Origin of the sequence: Nocardia sputorum, assembly GCF_027924405.1 — a bacterium.
GTDB classification, from domain to species: domain Bacteria; phylum Actinomycetota; class Actinomycetes; order Mycobacteriales; family Mycobacteriaceae; genus Nocardia; species Nocardia sputorum.
This window is the reverse complement of the sequence record NZ_AP026978.1, coordinates 2799426-2816225: the sequence shown is the minus strand read 5'-3', so window position 1 is coordinate 2816225 and position 16800 is coordinate 2799426. Positions and strand designations below refer to the sequence as shown.

The 16800-nt window shown below is 68.2% G+C and carries 15 protein-coding genes; 6 read left to right on the top strand and 9 right to left on the bottom strand.

Annotated elements, in window-relative coordinates:
* Nucleotides 1–15: 15 nt before the first annotated feature.
* The gene (locus QMG86_RS12940) at nt 16–210 is read left to right on the top strand and encodes a hypothetical protein (RefSeq protein WP_281879745.1); all 195 of its coding nucleotides are present in this window, start codon (nt 16–18) and stop codon (nt 208–210) included.
* Nucleotides 211–215: 5 nt separating this feature from the next.
* On the opposite strand, the gene QMG86_RS12935 is transcribed toward QMG86_RS12940, so the two are convergent.
* The gene (locus QMG86_RS12935) at nt 216–1097 is read right to left on the bottom strand and encodes an NAD(P)H-dependent flavin oxidoreductase (protein WP_281880936.1); all 882 of its coding nucleotides are present in this window, start codon (nt 1095–1097) and stop codon (nt 216–218) included.
* A 160-nt stretch (nt 1098–1257) separates the two neighbouring features.
* A complete protein-coding gene (locus tag QMG86_RS12930) occupies nt 1258–1956 on the bottom strand; it encodes a TetR/AcrR family transcriptional regulator (protein WP_281879743.1) in 699 nt (232 codons plus the stop codon).
* A gap of 187 nt (nt 1957–2143) precedes the next feature.
* On the opposite strand from QMG86_RS12930, the gene QMG86_RS12925 reads away from it, so the two are divergent.
* The 3 genes from QMG86_RS12925 (at nt 2144) to QMG86_RS12915 (ending at nt 6158) form a co-directional block, all read left to right on the top strand.
* Nucleotides 2144–3865, top strand: a complete 1722-nt coding sequence (locus QMG86_RS12925) for a GMC oxidoreductase (protein ID WP_281879741.1) — start codon at nt 2144–2146, stop codon at nt 3863–3865.
* Between the two features lie 169 nt (nt 3866–4034).
* Nucleotides 4035–5594: a serine hydrolase gene (locus QMG86_RS12920; protein WP_434086204.1), complete on the top strand. Its 1560-nt coding sequence runs from the start codon at nt 4035–4037 to the stop codon at nt 5592–5594.
* A 132-nt stretch (nt 5595–5726) separates the two neighbouring features.
* Nucleotides 5727–6158, top strand: coding sequence for a hypothetical protein (locus QMG86_RS12915; protein WP_281879740.1), 432 nt, complete (start codon nt 5727–5729; stop codon nt 6156–6158).
* A 124-nt stretch (nt 6159–6282) separates the two neighbouring features.
* Here QMG86_RS12915 and QMG86_RS12910 read toward each other — a convergent pair whose 3' ends face one another.
* From QMG86_RS12910 to QMG86_RS12890, 5 genes are all read right to left on the bottom strand, one after another.
* Nucleotides 6283–6666, bottom strand: coding sequence for a VOC family protein (locus tag QMG86_RS12910; RefSeq protein ID WP_281879739.1), 384 nt, complete (start codon nt 6664–6666; stop codon nt 6283–6285).
* 313 nt (nt 6667–6979) lie between these two features.
* Complete coding sequence (locus QMG86_RS12905) at nt 6980–7801, bottom strand: DUF4231 domain-containing protein (RefSeq protein ID WP_281879737.1); 822 nt, start codon at nt 7799–7801, stop codon at nt 6980–6982.
* Between the two features lie 185 nt (nt 7802–7986).
* A complete protein-coding gene (locus QMG86_RS12900; protein WP_281879736.1) occupies nt 7987–9423 on the bottom strand; it encodes a hypothetical protein in 1437 nt (478 codons plus the stop codon).
* A gap of 166 nt (nt 9424–9589) precedes the next feature.
* The gene (locus QMG86_RS12895) at nt 9590–10861 is read right to left on the bottom strand and encodes a cytochrome P450 family protein (protein ID WP_281880933.1); all 1272 of its coding nucleotides are present in this window, start codon (nt 10859–10861) and stop codon (nt 9590–9592) included.
* A 358-nt stretch (nt 10862–11219) separates the two neighbouring features.
* Nucleotides 11220–12335, bottom strand: a complete 1116-nt coding sequence (locus tag QMG86_RS12890; RefSeq protein WP_281879734.1) for a hypothetical protein — start codon at nt 12333–12335, stop codon at nt 11220–11222.
* A gap of 606 nt (nt 12336–12941) precedes the next feature.
* On the opposite strand from QMG86_RS12890, the gene QMG86_RS12885 reads away from it, so the two are divergent.
* The gene (locus tag QMG86_RS12885) at nt 12942–13703 is read left to right on the top strand and encodes a bestrophin-like domain (protein ID WP_281879732.1); all 762 of its coding nucleotides are present in this window, start codon (nt 12942–12944) and stop codon (nt 13701–13703) included.
* 425 nt (nt 13704–14128) lie between these two features.
* Here QMG86_RS12885 and QMG86_RS12880 read toward each other — a convergent pair whose 3' ends face one another.
* A complete protein-coding gene (locus QMG86_RS12880; RefSeq protein ID WP_281879731.1) occupies nt 14129–14443 on the bottom strand; it encodes a hypothetical protein in 315 nt (104 codons plus the stop codon).
* A gap of 431 nt (nt 14444–14874) precedes the next feature.
* Nucleotides 14875–15636: a 3-hydroxyacyl-CoA dehydrogenase gene (locus QMG86_RS12875; protein ID WP_281879730.1), complete on the bottom strand. Its 762-nt coding sequence runs from the start codon at nt 15634–15636 to the stop codon at nt 14875–14877.
* A gap of 237 nt (nt 15637–15873) precedes the next feature.
* Between QMG86_RS12875 and QMG86_RS12870 the strand changes: the two genes are divergently transcribed.
* Entirely contained in the window at nt 15874–16725 is an 852-nt protein-coding gene (locus QMG86_RS12870; RefSeq protein ID WP_281879728.1) for a crotonase/enoyl-CoA hydratase family protein, read from the top strand.
* Nucleotides 16726–16800: the final 75 nt, after the last annotated feature.

Genomic DNA, 16800 nt, shown 5'->3' with positions numbered 1-16800 from the left:
GAGCGGAGGTAGATGATGACCGACGATCCCGTCGCGGTGCTGCGGCGCTGGGCTGATTCGGGCGGGATCTGGCGCGTCGCAGGGCGCAGGTCCGGCTCGGTCACCATCGCGTTCTACCAGTGCACCGGTGGCGAGGAGGTCGACCGGCTGACCTCCTCCGATACCGAGTTGCTGCGCTATCTCGGCGAGCGCGACAGCAGCGAGGACTGAACCGCTCAGCCCAGGCCCGCCGCCCCCGACCACAGCCGCTCGAGCACGTACGCGGCCGGTTCCACGGCGGTCACCAGGCCGACGCCCTCCCCCGCGTCGATCGGCGTCACGGCCGGATCGTTCGCGGCGAGCGCGGCGGTGAGCGCGTGCCTGGCCGCCGAATCGGCGGCGAGTTCGTCTTCGCGTCCGGTCCACCGGTCGGTGAATCCGGTGCGCAGTACCCGCGCGGGAAATCGCGTGGGCCAGGGCAATTCCATGCCCACGTCGTAGGCGCGGGTGAGTACGGTGTCCGCGCCGCTCGCGTCGAGCAGGGCGCGACGGCCCGCCTCCGGTAGCAGCGATTCCGAGCACGCCGCGAGGCAGGTGCCGAGCCACGCCCCGCTCGCCCCCGCCCGGAGCACGGCGGCCAGGTCTCGTGGTGCGCCGATGCCGCCCGCGGCGAGCACCGGGACCGACGCGACGGCCAGCACCTCGTCCAGGAGCGGCAGCAGTGGCGCGTTCACGGCTCCGTGCCCGCCGCCCTGCACGCCGCGGGCGACGAGGACGCCGATGCCCGCGTCTTGCGCACGCCGCGCGTCCTGCGCGCTGTAGACCTGGATGGCAGGCACGATCCCGGCGTCCGCGACGCGGGCCGCCCAGCCCAAGTCCTCGCCGAAGCTCACCGAGATCAGTGCGGGACGGGCCTCGATCGCCGCCTCCAACAGTTCCGGCTGCCCGGCGACCACCCAATCGACCAGACCGATGCCGAACGGACCGGCCATGCCGCGAACGTGCGGCAACTCCTGCTCGAGGGCCCGCACCGATCCGGCGCTGCCCATCCCGATCATGCCCAGGCCACCGGCCGCGGTCACCGCCGCGGCGAGCCGTCCGCCGGCGACGCCGCCCATCGGGGCGTTGACCAGTGGGATCCGCGCACCGATCCGATTCGCCCACGCGAGCGCGGCGCTGATGCCGGGGCCGGGAGACTGCTGGCTGGAAGTCGTCACGCGCTCCATCGCAGCACACGCCGCCGCGACGGGTCGCGTGCTCCCCCGTTCCGGCGGCGGCTCACGCGCGGTGACCGAGCATGTCCAGCAGCCCGTCCACCTGGAGTTCGAACAGCTCGTCGCGGTCGGCGAAGGTGTCGGCGCCGTACATGTCGAAGACGTCCGCGCTCACCGCCCCGAACAGCCCGACCCAGAACGTCACGCCGCGGGCGATCAGCCAGTCGGGCACATCGAGCTGGAACTCGTCGCGGATGCGCGCGAAACTGCCCGCGAGCGCGGTGGATATCCGCGGCTCCGCGACCGGCGCCGTGAGCCGGCCGGCTCGGTGGGCAGTGGCGAACAACGTCAGCATCGCGGCGATCACCCGGGTGCCCGGTGCGACGGTCTCGGTGGCGGGTGCGTCGTAGCCGGGGACCGGCGTGCCGAACAGCAGCCCGTACCGGGCCGTTTCGGCCAGCGCCCATCGCCGCACCGTGCGTCCGAGGATCCGCAGCCCCTCGATCGGATCGTCTCCCGACTCGGCCAGCGCGCCGTCGACCGCGTCACCGAGGGCGTTGTATCCGTCGACCACGAGCAAGGTCAGCAATTCGTCGCGACTGCGGACATACCGATAGACGGCCGAGGAGACCACACCCAGGTCACGCGCGACCGCACGCAGCGACAGGGCGGCGGCGCCCTCGGTCGCCAAGTGTTCCCGCCCGATCCGGACGATGTCGTTCATGGTCTGGGCCCTCGCACGGGCTCGGGGTGTCGTCGGCATAGCAGCAACTATGCGCGTTTCAGAGAGCATTATCAACTAAGGTGAGCACCGCTCTATAAACGGGCCGGATAACAGCAAGCAAACCCCGATACCGGAACCGTCCGCTGATTCCAGCCGACTTGCGTACCGTTACTTACCCGGGAGTAGTGTTAGCCGAGTCACTGGCGACACGATCGAGGAGTTCCACATGGACCAGCGGACGACGGATTTCGACGTGCTGATCGTCGGTTCGGGGTTCGGCGGCAGCGTCACCGCGCTTCGGCTGGTGGAGAAGGGGTACAAGGTCGGCGTACTGGAGGCGGGCAGGCGCTTCGCCGACGACGAGTTGCCCGAGAACAGCTGGCAGTTGAAGAAATTCCTCTGGGCGCCCGCGCTCGGCTGCTACGGGATCCAGCGCATCCATCCCCTGCGCAACGTCCTCATCCTCGGCGGCGCCGGTGTCGGGGGCGGTTCGTTGAATTACGCGAACACGCTGTACGTGCCGCCGGAGCCGTTCTTCCGCGATCCGCAGTGGCGTGACATCACCGACTGGCGCGACGAACTGACCCCGTACTACGAGCGGGCGCAGCAGATGCTCGGCGTGGTGCGCAATCCCCACATGACGCCCGCCGACGAGGTCTTCAAGGCCGTCGCCGACGACATGGGCGTCGGCGACACGTTCGTGCAGACTCCCGTCGGCGTGTTCTTCGGCGAGCCGGGCAAGACCGTGCCGGACCCGTACTTCGGCGGCGTCGGCCCGGAGCGCACCGGATGCGTCGAATGCGGCGACTGCATGGTGGGCTGCAAGTACGGCGCGAAGAACACGCTGGTGAAGAACTATCTCTACCTGGCGGAACAGGCCGGAGCCGAGGTCATTCCGATGACGACGGTCACCGAGCTGCGTCCGCACCCCGACGGCACCTGGGACGTCTCCACCGCGCGCACCGGCGCCTGGATACGCAAACAGCCCCGGACATTCACCGCCGCGCACGTCGTGCTCGCCGCGGGCACGCGCGGCACCCAGAAGCTGCTGTTCGCCATGCGCGACAAGGGCGTGCTGCCCGACCTGTCCGATCGCCTCGGCGTGCTGACCCGCACCAACTCGGAATCGATCGTCGGCGCGGCCACCAAGAAGGTGCGTCCCGGCACCGACTTCACCAAGGGCGTCGCGATCACCTCGTCCATCCATCCCACCCCCGACACGCACATCGAGCCGGTCCGCTACGGCAAGGGTTCGAACTCCATGGGCCTGCTCCAGACGCTCATGGTCGACGGCGGCGGACGCATCCCGCGTTGGCTGCGTTTCCTCGGCATGGTGCTGCGGCATCCGATGAACCTGCTCAGCTTCCTGAGCACCAAGAACTGGAGCGAACGCACCATTATCTCGCTGGTCATGCAGCACTTGGACAATTCGATCACCACCTATACCAAGCGGGGCCTGTTCGGCCGCAAGCTCACCAGCAGGCAAGGGCACGGCGAGCCCAATCCCACGTGGATCCCGGTGGGCAACGACGTGACCAGGCGCGTAGCGGAGAAGATCGGCGGCATCGCGGGCGGCAGCTGGGGCGAGATCTTCAACATCCCGCTCACGGCCCATTTCCTGGGGGGCGCGGTGATCGGGGCCGATGCCGAGCACGGCGTGATCGACGCCTACCACCGCGTGTACGGCTATCCCACGCTCAGCGTCGTCGACGGCGCGGCCGTCTCGGCCAACCTGGGCGTCAACCCCTCGCTGACGATCACCGCGCAGGCCGAACGGGCGGCGGCGTACTGGCCGAACAAGGGCGAGGTGGACACCCGACCGCCGGTAGGCACGGGATACCGGCGCATCGCTCCGATCGCGCCGGCGCACCCGGCCGTTCCGGCGAGCTCGCCCGCTGCCCTGGTGTTGCCGATCGTGGAGATCAGGGAGACACCCGCCGCCGGATAGGTCCTAGGCGCCGACCGGGGACAGCGGCGGGTGAGCGCCCGCCGCGAAACCCTGAACCGACCGCACAGCAATCTCCGCTGGACTAGCCTTTATCTGGTCTTTTGTCGCTACAAAAGCCAGGAGGCGACCCGTGAGCACACTGCGCCGGGCACTGCTCGCTCCCACGGCCATGGCGGCGGCCGCCATCCTCGCCATGACCGGGTGCGGCGACGGCGAGTCGGGCTCCACGGAGACGGGAGCGTCTCCGAGTTCCGCGGCGATGCCCAACCAGGTCGCCGGTGTGCCGATACCGGAGGGCCGGATCGACGATGCTGTGGGCGAACTGGACCAGCTCGCGGACGGCCTGCTCGCCTCCTCCGGCATCCCCGGCATGGCGGTCGCCGTCGTGCACGGCGGAAAGGTGATCTACAGCAGGGGGTTCGGTGTCCGCAACGTCGTCACCCAGGAGAAGGTCGACCCGGATACGGTCTTCCAGCTGGCGTCGGTATCCAAGCCGATCGGAGCGACGGTCGTCGCGCGGCGGATCGCCGCAGGGGGTGTCGAATGGGACACGCCCGTCCGTCGGCTGCTGCCGTCCTTCACGCTCGCCGACCCCTACGTCACCGAGCATGTCACGGTGGGCGACCTGTACGCACACCGTTCCGGACTGCCCGACCACGCGGGCGACCTGCTGGAGGATCTGGGCTACGACCGTCAGCAGATCCTCGACCGCCTTCGGCTGCTGCCGCTGGGCGCCTTCCGCGACTCCTACGAGTACACCAATTTCGGGCTGACCGCGGCCGCTGTCGCCGTGGCCACGGCGGCGGGGACCGATTGGGAGACGTTGTCGGCGCAGATGATCTACAGCCCGCTCGGCATGACCTCGACCAGCTCGCGGTACGCCGACTTCGCGTCTCGCGCGAACCGCGCCGAGGGGCACGTTCTGATCGACGGGAAGTACGAGCCGGCGAACCCGCAGCGTCAACCGGACGCGCAGTCTCCGGCGGGAGGCGTCAGCTCCTCGGTGACCGACGTGGCCAAGTGGATGACGATGGTGCTCGCCGACGGCTCCGCGGGCGGCTCGGTGCTGGTGCCACCGGAGGATCTCCTGCCCGCCATTTCCCCACAAGTCGTCTCGGCGCCGCCGAAAACGCCGGACGCACGCGCCGGATTCTACGGATTCGGTTTCAACGTGAGCGATTCCGCCTCCGGCCGGGTCGTCCTCGGGCATTCGGGGGCGTTCGGTCTCGGCGCGGGTACCGCGTTCACCCTGATTCCCTCCGCCGACGTCGGCATCGTGACACTCACCAACGCGGCGCCGATCGGTGTGCCGGAAACACTGAACGCGGAGTTCGCCGATCTGGTCCAGTTCGGGAAGATCCAGCAGGACTGGCGCTCGCTGTATCGCACGGCGTTCGAACCACTCGGCGCCCCGTCCGGGGCGCTGGCCGGCAAGCAGCCGCCTAGTCATCCGGCTCCCGCGCGGCCGCCCGCGGCGTACGCGGGCACCTACGACAACGCCTACTACGGCCCGGCGACGATCAGTGCCACCGACAACTCCCTCACCCTCACCCTCGGCCCCAACAACATGACCTTCCCCCTGAAGCACTGGGACGGCGATACTTTCGTTTTCACGCCCCCTGGCGAGAACGCCAATCACGGCTCGGTCTCCAAGGCGATCTTCCGCGGCACCGAACTCACCCTGGAGTACTACGACACCGAACACCTCGGCGTATTCACGCGTCGCTGACGGTCACTGCGACGCAGCCGGGATCTCGCGCTCCGGAGGCTGCGCACAGCCGATCGCGGACGCGTCGCGCGTTTCCAGGGGTTTGCCGACGACGGTTGCGGGAAGTCGCTGGATGCAGGAGAGGAGGCAGTGATGACCGAACCGAACGAGACCTACGACCCGCCGCAGGACACGGGCGCGCCCGACTCGACCGAATCCGATCCGGCGGCCCTGAACAGCGCCGAGGATCTCGACGAGGACCGACTGCGTTCCGACCCGCTCGAGGCCGGGATGGACCCGCCGGAGCACTGGAGCGGTGTCACCAAGTACGGCGTGACCCCGTGGGAGCAAGCGCATCCTCGACCGATCGGCGACCGGCTCGCCGAGGAGGAGCCCGACATCGATCCGGACCGAGAGACCGGGGACACCGAGAAGCTCGAGAACGATCGCAAGCTGGAGGACATCAGCAGCGACAGCGACGCCGTGCGCGCCGAGCACCGCTACGAGGAGCAGATCGGTGTGGCCGCCGACGTCGCGGGCGGTTCGGTAGCCGACGACATCCGGCGACCCGCTCCGCCCGAATAACAGCAGCCGTCGAGCCGATCGGAAGGACACGCCGCCGCTCGGCCCGCCGCCGGTGATCGCCATCGCCGCGTATCGCGCGATCGCTTCCGGGGCGGGCCGAGCGGTGGCGCTCCGATCGCCTACCTCACTCGTCCGGAAGCCAGACCAGACAGAACGTGTGCCCAACCGGGTCGGCGTAGACGCGGAACGCTCCATCGGTGTCGGCTTGCACCAGCGTCGCACCCAACGCGAGCGCCGCCGGCTCGGCTCGCTCGATATCGTCGACCAACACGTCGAAATGCATTTGTTGCGACGCCTCGGGGTCGGGGAAACGCGGCGGCTTGTACTGGGGCGCTGTCTGAAATGCGATGCGCCGCCCAGATGTCTCGACCAGCACCACCCAGTTCTCGTCATCGTCCTCGAGCAGATCTCCCCCGAGCAGCTCCTGGTAGAACCTGGCGAGTTTGCGCGGTTCGGGGCAATCCAGCACGACGCTGCGCAACTGACCGACCCCATTGTTCGATGCCATACTCCGACCTTCCTGACCTACGCCATTCGTCGTTGCCTACCCGCACCGCCCATCCACAAACACGGCGGTCCGGAGCCCACCCTCTGCCTCGCCGAAGGACTGCGCGAGCGCAGCAAACGACCGGTCGGCCTGGCCGAATGCAACGGCCCGCCCGGCGTCACGAATCACGCCGGGCGGGCCGCTTCCCCGTTCGCCATGCGACGCCGCCACGTCACACAGCCCGATCATCGTAAGCGCCGAATCGGGTCATCTCCGGCAGCCACGCCGGATCATCGGATGTCCGATAAGGCCGCCCCGGTCACAGTAGTGGGCGCTATTCGCCGTGCGAGGCTCGCCAGAGGGTGTGTTCGCGGCTGATCGCTTCCTCGGCGTCGGATACCGCGACGGCCCAGTCGCCTTCGGTGTGGTTCTGCTCCAGAACTTCAGCGACGATGCTCAATTCGTTCGAGGCGACGGCATAGGCGGCGGCCGCGGTGCTGTGCTGCCGGGCCGACGACCACGCGGCCAGACCCGCGACGGCCGCCGCGAAAATGCCTGCCAGGTCGAAATTGACCGCGTTGAACGCCTTTGCCAGCGCCCCGGCGACACCCGCGACCTCGAAAACGAGCGACATCGTGCCGTATATCTGGGATCTGCGCTGATGGTAGTCGGATTTGGTGGCATACCACCGTTGTTGTTCCCGGATGCGGTCGTCCAGGTAGACGCGGCGGCGTTCGTCGAACGGGGCGGAACGCAACTGCCGCATGCGATCGCTGATCGCCGGGGCGGTGGTCGGCCGCAGCGCGAGCGCCGAAATGTCCTGACGTAACAGCCGTATGCGGTCGATCAGCATCCGATCGGCCTCGGCCGGGGAAAGCGTGCCGACGAACGGCGCACCCTGGACGGCGTACTTCCAGGTCAAGGTCTTCACCGACTCGGCGAGCGCGCGGCCTTCGTACCACGACTTGCCCGGACGGCTGCGTAAGACCCCGACGTCGACGGCCAGGATTCCGACGAACGCCATCGCGGTCAGGATGGCCGCTATGTCGGTGCCCGACGAGCCGACGCGGACGGTGAAGGCCGCGCATGCCGCTGCCACCACAGCCAGCCAGAGCCGGGCCCCATAGGCGCGGAGATAGAATTTCTGGCCGTACATTGCCGCCGTGTCCGCGGACTGGAAGAGCCCGGGATAATCGTCAGCGTGCTGCACAGGCCGCGCACCCCCCTCGAACCGACATGGCCGAAGGGTAGCAGTCGGGTGCTACTTCTCGAAACGATTTGCGCAGCTTCACAATTGCGATTGCGCGCGCCGAAGATCCGTGTTCCACGCGACGCGGCGCGTCATCCATGACGGACCTGCAGATCCGCCATGAGATACCGGGTCGTGGCCCGATGACCATCCGTCACGGCGATCCGGGCGACCCGCGGGGTGGTACCGGCATTCGGTGAACGGCTGTCCATTCGAGACCAGTGGTGCAGCACCTGCGCTTTCAGGAATGCTCGATCGCTTTTGTCGTCGCAGAGGAAGACGACCTTGGTGATGGGGAAGCGGTCGATCACGCGTTGCAATTCGAACCGCGTTCCGGCGTTGGCCGGGACGTATCCGGCCAGATCCAGTACGACGTAATCGACGCGGGACAGCAGCATGTCCACTGCCGCTTGCCAGAAACTGACGTGGCAGAGAATGGGACGGACCGGGTAACTGCCCGCAGGGTCGCGGACCCGCACCCCTAGATCCGTCACGCCCATCAGCCGCCTGCGCCCTGGCGGGAACGGCTCGGCCGGGTGCTTGGCCAGCTCCTCGCGCAGCATGCGGGGCGAAGCCACGAACATGGTGCGGAAGGTATTGTCCTGGCGGATTTTCCGGACTTCTTCCGGGCTGACCGACGCGGCGCTGCGCAATAGGTGCACATACCCGAATTCTCGCCACGCGCCGCGCAGGAACTCGCGGGCGCGCGCCCGATTGTCGAACAGGCGAAGATAGACGATCTGTACCGGCTTCGCGCCGATGACGTTGGATCGCAGCGACACCTGCCGAAGAGCGCCCCCGCCTCGCGGCGGGGTAATGAACTTCACGGTGAGCGCCGGGATCTCCGCTGCGCGAGACCAGGCCGGATCCGGTCCGATCGGACTGATCCGGGCGCTGTACGCGGGGTCCGTGGACCACTTCTCGACAGTTCGGCTCGCATTCCACCGCCGCCACCGCAGGGCGACCGACACCAACAGCACGGCGGCAAGCAGTGTCACGAACCCGAGGACGGCCGGCTCCAATTCCGGCGCGGGACGCCGCGTCCCGTCGGGCTCCTCCACCGACACACCGCCGACCAGGACCCCGACGAACAGCGCGACCGGCACGCCTACCCAGAGCAGGCGCCGCACCGCAGCCGATCGATGACTCCGGACCGCCTGCACCGTGGCCATGTGCGTCTCCCGTGGCGGCACCAGCATCGCGATCTGATCGGGAGCGCGCTCCACGCGCCGCCGGATCGACCTCGCTCGCAATCCGCGCGATGCGTCGCCGACGGCCTCCGCACCGGCGGCGAAGGCCCCCACACCGAGCACCGCCAGCGGAAACAACACCAGCTGCCGCCACGACGACAGATCCACCACGGGCACCCATACCGCCAGCAGTTGCGGCCCGCGAGCCCAGACCACGACGACAGCCGCCACCGCCGCCGCGAAGCGGACGGCGTTCCCGGCCGCCGAGCGTATCGACGCGGTTTCCTCCTCGCGGACGCGCCTGTACAACTCGTTGTCGCCGATTCCGCTGACTACCACTGGCGTACCGTCCCGCCCCTGCCGACGAACATCCACGAGCCGCCGCGCACTCCGGCCGCATTTCTCGCCGAGCACCAGTATGGACCCGGGCCCGGGCGAGCACATCCGCTATTCCCGCACCCCGCCGTCGGACTGTTCCGGTGACGAGCGACGGCTCGCCGCAGCGCTACACGATGCGCACCGGCGCGGACTTCGGGAAGACGACCGGCAAGGCCCCGAGCGCCCGGTGGAACGGGCCGGGCCGCCATTGCAGTTCGCTCTTGGGCGTGGCCAACTGGATCTCCGGCAGCGCGTCGAGCAGCTGATCGATGGCATTCTGCACCGTCATGTAGGCGACGGATTTGGCTGGGCAGGCGTGCGGTCCCGCACTCCACGCCAGGTGGGAGCGGTTGCCGATCCGGCTGCCGCCGGGCTCGTCGGTCCCCCGGATCTGGGGGTCGTTGTTGCAACCGGCGAGGCTGATGACGACCGGCTGGTCGGCCGGCAGCCAGACACCGTCGACCATGATCGGCTGCCGCGGGTATGTCGTGCAGAAGTTCGCCATCGGCGGGTCGTTGAACAGGACCTCGTCGAGCGCGTCGGTGGTGGACAGATTCCGGCCGAGGACGTCGCCGAAGCGGAACCGGTCGTCGGTGATCATCAGCAGCAGGGCGTTCGTGATCAGGTTGCGCTGCGCCTCGAATCCGGCCCCGTAGAAACTCATGAGCTGGGCGAATATCTCGATGTCGTCGAGCTCGGTCGAGTGATGCGCCAGCCGCGACGTGACGTCCTCGCCGGGCTGTTGGCGCTTGAGCCGGATGAGCTGCATCAGCGCCTCTTTCAGCATCTTCATGCCCTCGGGCCCCCGCACCGTGTCGAAGCGCGCGGCCATACCGGTCGCGACCCGCTCGCCGATCTCGGCCGGGCAGCCGACCATCTGGTTGAGGACTTCGAGGACGAGCGGAAAGGCGTACTGGCTCACCAGATCGGCGGATCCGGCTTGGCAGAACGAATTGATCAGCGGGACCGCGATCTGCTCGACCATGGCAGGCACGTCGAACAGATCGATTCCGTCGATGGCGTCGACGGAGGCGTGCCGATAGCGATCATGGGCGAGCCCGGTGTTGTACCGCGCGGCCGGATACCACTCCATCATCGGCCGGACGGGCGAGTCTTCCGGGATGGTCTTCTGCCACGTGCGGGGATCGGCCGGGAAATGGTCGGGATCACTGAGGATGCGCACCGCGGTCTGGTAGCCGATCACCAGGGTGGCCGGGACGCCGGGTGCCAGCTCGATCGGAACCAGCGAGCCGTGCTCGCGACGCATCTCGCGGTATGCGCGGTGCGGGTCGGAGACGAACTCCGTCGTGTACAGCTGCACGCGCGAGGCATCCGCGTCGGTCGGGAATCCGTGCTGGACGGGGCACGCTCCGGTTCCAGTGGGGTGCGGCGCGGCCATCGGGGACTGTGGTGTGGTCAAGAACGTGACTCCAGGTAATGGAACAGCAATTCGACGAACGTGATCGGTGAGCGGGCGCACGTGCCTTCCAAGACCTGTCGTCCAGAGCTGGGCGACCCGCTTACGCTAGCAACATAGCAACGCTCCGTTCGTGGCGCTGACGAAGGCGGCATCGGCCGGTCCACGAGAGCCGCTAGCGGACAACGCAATTCGCCGAATCATCCGGCGGCATCCCGGCGAACGCGCTGGTCGACTCGGTACGGCACGGTCATCGCGAACCAGCTCGGAACCGTACTCGGCCCGTGGCTATCGTGGCAACCCGCCGACGGCGATTCGGCGTCGGCTATCGCGGGGCAGATCACTGTTCGCGGCCGTCACCGGCTCCGGCCAAGGTCACCGTGGTCGCGGCCGCTTGCCGCGCGGCGTCCACAGTGCATCGGCCGAGCCCGCAGGCGGTGGCGACGCCGTAGGCCGCGCGTCCGGCCGCTTGCTCGAACAGAGCGAGCGCGCGAGCGCTGTCCTCGCCGGAGTCCGGAGAGACCACGCCGGCGATCACTTTCCAGTCCGGATCGAGCTTGCGCAATGGTGCGTAGAACCGTGGGTCCTGCGGAGCCGGCTCGGCGCCGTAGGCGCACGGGATATGCACCGGGGGTAGTGGAGTCCCCTGTTCGCGCAGCAATCGTGCGGTGCGGCCGAGCAGCTTCACCGCCGGGGCGAGAGTGCGTGGGCTCAGCAGGCTCTTGTGCTGGTAATCGCCGTAGCACAGGTGGACGATCGCTTCCGCCCCGATCTCGTGCATGCGGCCGAGGACACCGGCGAGTTGCCGCGCGACCAGCGGGGCGAGTGCCCACTGCGACCGCAGCTGCTCGGCTTTGACCATGCTCAGCAACGCGATGGGCGACTCGAGCTGCCAGACCACACGATCGCCGTACCGCTCGACGATCTCGGCCATCTCCTGGACCACCGCTTCGGTGAACACCGGCAGCTGCCGCAGCGCATCGACCACGAGCCCGGAGCGCCGCACCGCGGGCCAGACCGGGAGCCCACCGGAGACGGCGGCGGCCGCGAAGACGAACATCGCCAGATCCAGCGGGTTGGGTTGGCTGATCTGGACTTTCGTCGTGGCCAGCTCCGGGCGATCGCTTCGCAGCGACTCGAACGCCTCCACGACCCGGCCGATTCGCTCGACCCGATTCATCGAGACATGCCGGGGCTCCAGCGTGCACCCGGACCGCAGGCCGTAGCTGGGGAAATCTCCGTAGTCGGCATACTCGCCCGCCCGGACGATCTCGAAGACGTCGGCGTGCTGCTTGCGCGTGCGCAGGTAGTCCATGATCCAGTCCGGATCGAGGTCGCACGGCAGCGCGGTGACCGGCCGCCCCTCACTGTGGTCGGCAAACCATTGCATGACGGCACGATCACCCGTCATCAGTTCGGCAGGCAGGCTGCCGACATAATGCGCGAATCTGGTCATCTGTGGCTCTTCTGTTGTCGGGCCGCGGGATACGCGACCCAGGGCATCTCCGTTACGCCGATCGGTAGCTGTGCAAGCGTACACGGACGCGCTCCGATCCCGCACCCCCTGATGTCCACCCGCTATGGAGAAGCGCAGGATGGTCGCGTGGATCCGTACCGTCACACCGAATCTGCGAAATTTCGCCACACGCAGATGGATTCGCGGTCTACCATCGGTCTCGTCCGGAACGGTTCGCCGGGTAGGACAATCCGACGGCGGCCGGTTCGTACCGGCGCCGTGTGTCGCGTACCGATTTGCTGTGCACCACTGATCAGAGCCGAACAAACGTAGACTGTCGACAGCGTCATCGTCGATCGTCTCGGTAGAGATCTCGGGGGTGAGGGCCACGCAGGACAATCGAAATGCTCGGGTCGAGGCGTTCCCGGCTGTTCGCCGGTGAAATCCGTCTCCCCGCGATCCGATCGACGATTCGAAGCAATTTCGGCACCCGCGCGCCCTGCGGTGCTCGAAGTACGCCGGTTCACCCACCCGTCGGCGCGGTAGATCCGCGGTGCCTCGCCCGCGCGACGGTCGCGAGAACCATCAGACAGAACGGAGTACCGCATGGCCTTCGAATTTCTCGTGCCCGCACTCACCGCGCTGGTCGCGGTGGTCGTCTTCGTGGCCGGGGATCGCCTACATCCGAAGGCGTGGCGGCACACCGACGACGACACCGTCGGCGCGCTGGTGCTCAATTTGATCAACACGATTTTCATGGCGGTGGTCGCGTTCATCGTGGTGATCGCCTGGCAGCAGTACGACAACGCGCGCAATCACACCATCGCCGAAGCCAAGGCGCTCATCGATACCTACTGGGCCGCGCACGGCATGCCCGAGCCCGACCACGCGAGAATCCAGGGACTGGTCCGCGAGTACACCGAGCAGGTCCTCACCGAGGAATGGGCGGTCATGGCCGATGACGGTCGTCTCAGTCAATCCACCCAGGACACCCTCGACGACCTGCGTGACGCGGTGGCCGCGGTGAACCCGGCGGACGACGGGGTCGACGAACTCCGCACCAGCGCTCTGACCAGTCTCGACGCGGTGGCCCAAGCCCGCGCCGACCGTGCCCTCGACGCTGCTTACCGAGTTCCCGGCTTCCTCTACCTGGCCATGTGGATCTGCACCGTCCTGCTGCTGTTCAGCGTGGTTCTCTCCGGCGTCCAGGTCACCAAGCGCAGCGTCGTGACCACTGCGCTGCTCGGCGCGATCGTCGGTGTGGTGATCCGGGCGATCTACAACCTCGACGAGCCGTTCTCCGGCGGGAACGTGGTCCCGAAGGAAGCCTTCGAACTCGCTCTGTCCCGGTATCAGCACACCACGTGACCTTCCGGCCCGGTTTCGACTACGACGAGGCGACTGCACATGCGAAGCAACCGAGACGCAACTCGAACTCCGAGATGGGCAAAGGGTTTGGCCACGGCGATGCTGCCCTTGACCGTGATGGTATTCGCGGCTCGGCCGCTGGAAGCATCGGCGGAAGCCCCGCCGTGGCTGCCACTCGGCGACCTGGCGACCGGAAGTTCAGGGGACGCTGCCGGTCCCGTGAGCCCCCACGCGAGCAGTGATCCGAGCTTCGGCTCCGACCTTCTCTCATCCGGCAGCGCCTCCGGACCCGGTTCCGAAAGTCCCACTGGCGGTGGATCTCTGGCGCTCGGGCCGATTCGACTGCCTTCCGGCAGTGCGGGCAATGTCGCGACCGGCAGCGCCGGGGCCGGCGGTGCACGCGGTGGCCTGCTCGCCACCGGTGATCACGAACTCGGCAACGGCACACCGCCGACGGCAGACGCCGCACCCACGCCGACCGCCATGACGGCGAGTCCGGCCGAAACATTGGAACTCGACACGGGCAGTGTCCAGCTGGCGTGTTCCGGAAGCGCCGCCACCGGTAGCGCACTGTTGCTGCTCGGGCTCGCGACGGGCAGCGGCTTCGGCTCCCTCGGCTCCAGCTCCCTCGTGCCGGGCCTCATCGGTCCCGGGTCCAGCGGGTCGAGTCTGGGCAGCGCCGCCGTCGGCAGCGCCTTCTCCGGCAGCGCTTTGCTGACCTGCTTGTTGCTGCTTCCCACCGCCCCGCCGGTGCCTATGAGCCCCCTCCAGCTCGGGCCGCCGCCCCCCGAAGTCCGCATCGTTCCTGCTCCGGCCGACATACCCATGCGGACACAGCCGCGAGCCGAGAGCCCTTCGATTCAGTCGCCCACGCCCCCGCCGAATCGCCCGCGGGGAAAAGACGTTCGAGCTGTCGAACCGCTCCACGACCCCGAAACGTGGAATCTCATGAAGCTGATGACGGTTTTGGTGGTCACGGTCATCACCGTCGTCGGCATCCGCATCTCGCCCGGCGCGAGACGAGCCCGCTGAGCGCCGGGGCGCGCGGACAGCCGGTCGCTGCCACGAATTACAGCCCCGGGTGCGAGCTGCCGGACGGTACGGTCGTAAACGCTCGTGCGGGTGTCGGTTCAGCCCGACACCCGCACCCTCGGCAACGCCCGCGACTACGTCAGCGCGGGGCCATCCGGATGGCGCCGTCGAGACGGATGGTCTCGCCGTTCAGCATCGGGTTCTCCACGATGTGGCGCGCGAGCGCTGCGTATTCGGCGGGATCGCCGAGTCGCGAGGGGTGCGGCACCTGCGCGCCCAGGGAGGCGATGGCCTCGTCGGGTAGCGTGGCGAACAGCGGGGTGTGGAACAGACCCGGCGCGATGGTCACCACGCGGATTTTGATCGCCGCGAGGTCACGCGCCACCGGCAAGGTCAGGCCCACGATCCCGCCCTTGGAGGCCGAGTACGCCGCTTGCCCGATCTGGCCGTCGAACGCCGCCACCGACGCGGTGTTGATGATGACACCGCGCTCCTCGCCGACCGGTTCGGTCTTCGCGATCCGTTCGGCGGCCAGCCGGATCACATTGAAGGTGCCGATCAGGTTGACGTTGATCACCTTGGTGAAGTCCGCCAGCGGGAACGCCCCGTTCTTGCCCACGGTCTTGATGGCGTTGCCGATACCGGCGCAGTTCACCGCGATCCGCAGGTCGCCCAGCTCCTGCGCGGCATCGAGGGCCGCCGTGACCTGCTCCTCGTTTGTGACGTCGGCCGCGGCGAAGACCACGCCGTCACCGAACTCTTTGGCGACGGCTTCCCCGGAGGACGACGGCAGGTCGATGATCACGACCTTCGCCCCCTTGCCGTGCAGCTCCCGCACGGTCGCCAAGCCGAGTCCCGACGCGCCACCGGTCACCGCGGCGACCGAGTTGCTGATCTCCATCCCACTCCTTCTCTCCGGGTCGTCGAACGGCGGCGCGAGCCGCCGGCCGACGGTTTCCGCTGTCACCCCGGTGCGGGGAGCCAGGCGCCGTGTCCGTTCGGGACACGGCGACAGGCTAACCGCCCAGGGAGCACTAAGTAAACAGCCATTCTCCTTCGAAATGGCGCGGAGGCCACCCGGGGCGACGCGAACCCCCTGCAAGAGCGGGCACCTCGGCGTGATGGCAAGCTGTCCGTTATGGCCGATATTCGCCTGGACGTCTCCGACGCCATCGCCACCATCACCCTCGACCGTCCCGCGCGGCTCAACGCGTTCACCACAGCGATGGGGGCCGAGCTGATCGAGGCCTTCGACACCTGCGACCGCGACGATCGGATCCGCGCGGTCATCCTCACGGGCGCCGGGCGCGCCTTCTGTGCCGGCGCGGATTTGTCGGCGGGCGCGGAGACCTTCGTGGCGGACGACCCGGATGCCGCCGAATCCTTCCGCGACAGCGGGGGCGAAGTCGTGTTGCGCATGTTCGAATCCCGTAAGCCGATCATCGCCGCCGTCAACGGCCCGGCCGTCGGGGTAGGCATCACCATGACGCTCGCGGCGGACTTCCGGCTCGCCGTGGACAATGCCCGGATCGGGTTCGTCTTCAATCGGCGCGGCATCGTTCCCGAGTCCTGCTCCAGCTGGTTCCTGCCCCGGCTGGTACCGATGCAGACCGCGCTGGACTGGGTGTACTCGGGCCGTCTCGTGGACGCGGCCGAAGCGCTCGACGCCGGATTGTTCTCCGCGCTGTATCCGGCGGACACCCTGCTCGACGAGGCCAGCGCGCTCGCCCGCCGCGTGACCGAGCATTCCGCACCCGTCTCGGTGGCGCTGTCCCGGCAGATGCTGTGGCGCAACCTCGGATCCGAGCATCCGATGATCGCCCACCGCATCGAATCCCGCGGCATCTACCACCGCGGCGCCGCCGCCGACGCCAGGGAAGGCGTGACGGCGTTCCTGGAGAAGCGGCCCGCCCGTTTCCCGGACAGCGTCGAGCGCGACCTCCCGGACATCTTCGGCGACGATCTCGCGGTCCCGCCGTTTCGGCCCTAGATCGTCCGCGGCACAAGCACATTCGACGGTCCGGTCGGCCGCGATCAGGATCCGCCGACCGTCGCGAGGAACTCC

What these genes read in the sequence shown, in the direction of transcription:
- QMG86_RS12940 (WP_281879745.1), top strand. Translation starts at nt 16, where the DNA reads ATGACCGACGATCCCGTCGCGGTGCTGCGGCGCTGGGCTGATTCGGGC.
- QMG86_RS12935 (WP_281880936.1), bottom strand. Translation starts at nt 1,097, where the DNA reads ATGGGCGGCGTCGCCGGCGGACGGCTCGCCGCGGCGGTGACCGCGGCC.
- QMG86_RS12930 (WP_281879743.1), bottom strand. Translation starts at nt 1,956, where the DNA reads ATGCCGACGACACCCCGAGCCCGTGCGAGGGCCCAGACCATGAACGAC.
- QMG86_RS12925 (WP_281879741.1), top strand. Translation starts at nt 2,144, where the DNA reads ATGGACCAGCGGACGACGGATTTCGACGTGCTGATCGTCGGTTCGGGG.
- QMG86_RS12920 (WP_434086204.1), top strand. Translation starts at nt 4,035, where the DNA reads ATGGCGGCGGCCGCCATCCTCGCCATGACCGGGTGCGGCGACGGCGAG.
- QMG86_RS12915 (WP_281879740.1), top strand. Translation starts at nt 5,727, where the DNA reads ATGACCGAACCGAACGAGACCTACGACCCGCCGCAGGACACGGGCGCG.
- QMG86_RS12910 (WP_281879739.1), bottom strand. Translation starts at nt 6,666, where the DNA reads ATGGCATCGAACAATGGGGTCGGTCAGTTGCGCAGCGTCGTGCTGGAT.
- QMG86_RS12905 (WP_281879737.1), bottom strand. Translation starts at nt 7,801, where the DNA reads ATGTACGGCCAGAAATTCTATCTCCGCGCCTATGGGGCCCGGCTCTGG.
- QMG86_RS12895 (WP_281880933.1), bottom strand. Translation starts at nt 10,861, where the DNA reads ATGGCCGCGCCGCACCCCACTGGAACCGGAGCGTGCCCCGTCCAGCAC.
- QMG86_RS12890 (WP_281879734.1), bottom strand. Translation starts at nt 12,335, where the DNA reads ATGACCAGATTCGCGCATTATGTCGGCAGCCTGCCTGCCGAACTGATG.
- QMG86_RS12885 (WP_281879732.1), top strand. Translation starts at nt 12,942, where the DNA reads ATGGCCTTCGAATTTCTCGTGCCCGCACTCACCGCGCTGGTCGCGGTG.
- QMG86_RS12875 (WP_281879730.1), bottom strand. Translation starts at nt 15,636, where the DNA reads ATGGAGATCAGCAACTCGGTCGCCGCGGTGACCGGTGGCGCGTCGGGA.
- QMG86_RS12870 (WP_281879728.1), top strand. Translation starts at nt 15,874, where the DNA reads ATGGCCGATATTCGCCTGGACGTCTCCGACGCCATCGCCACCATCACC.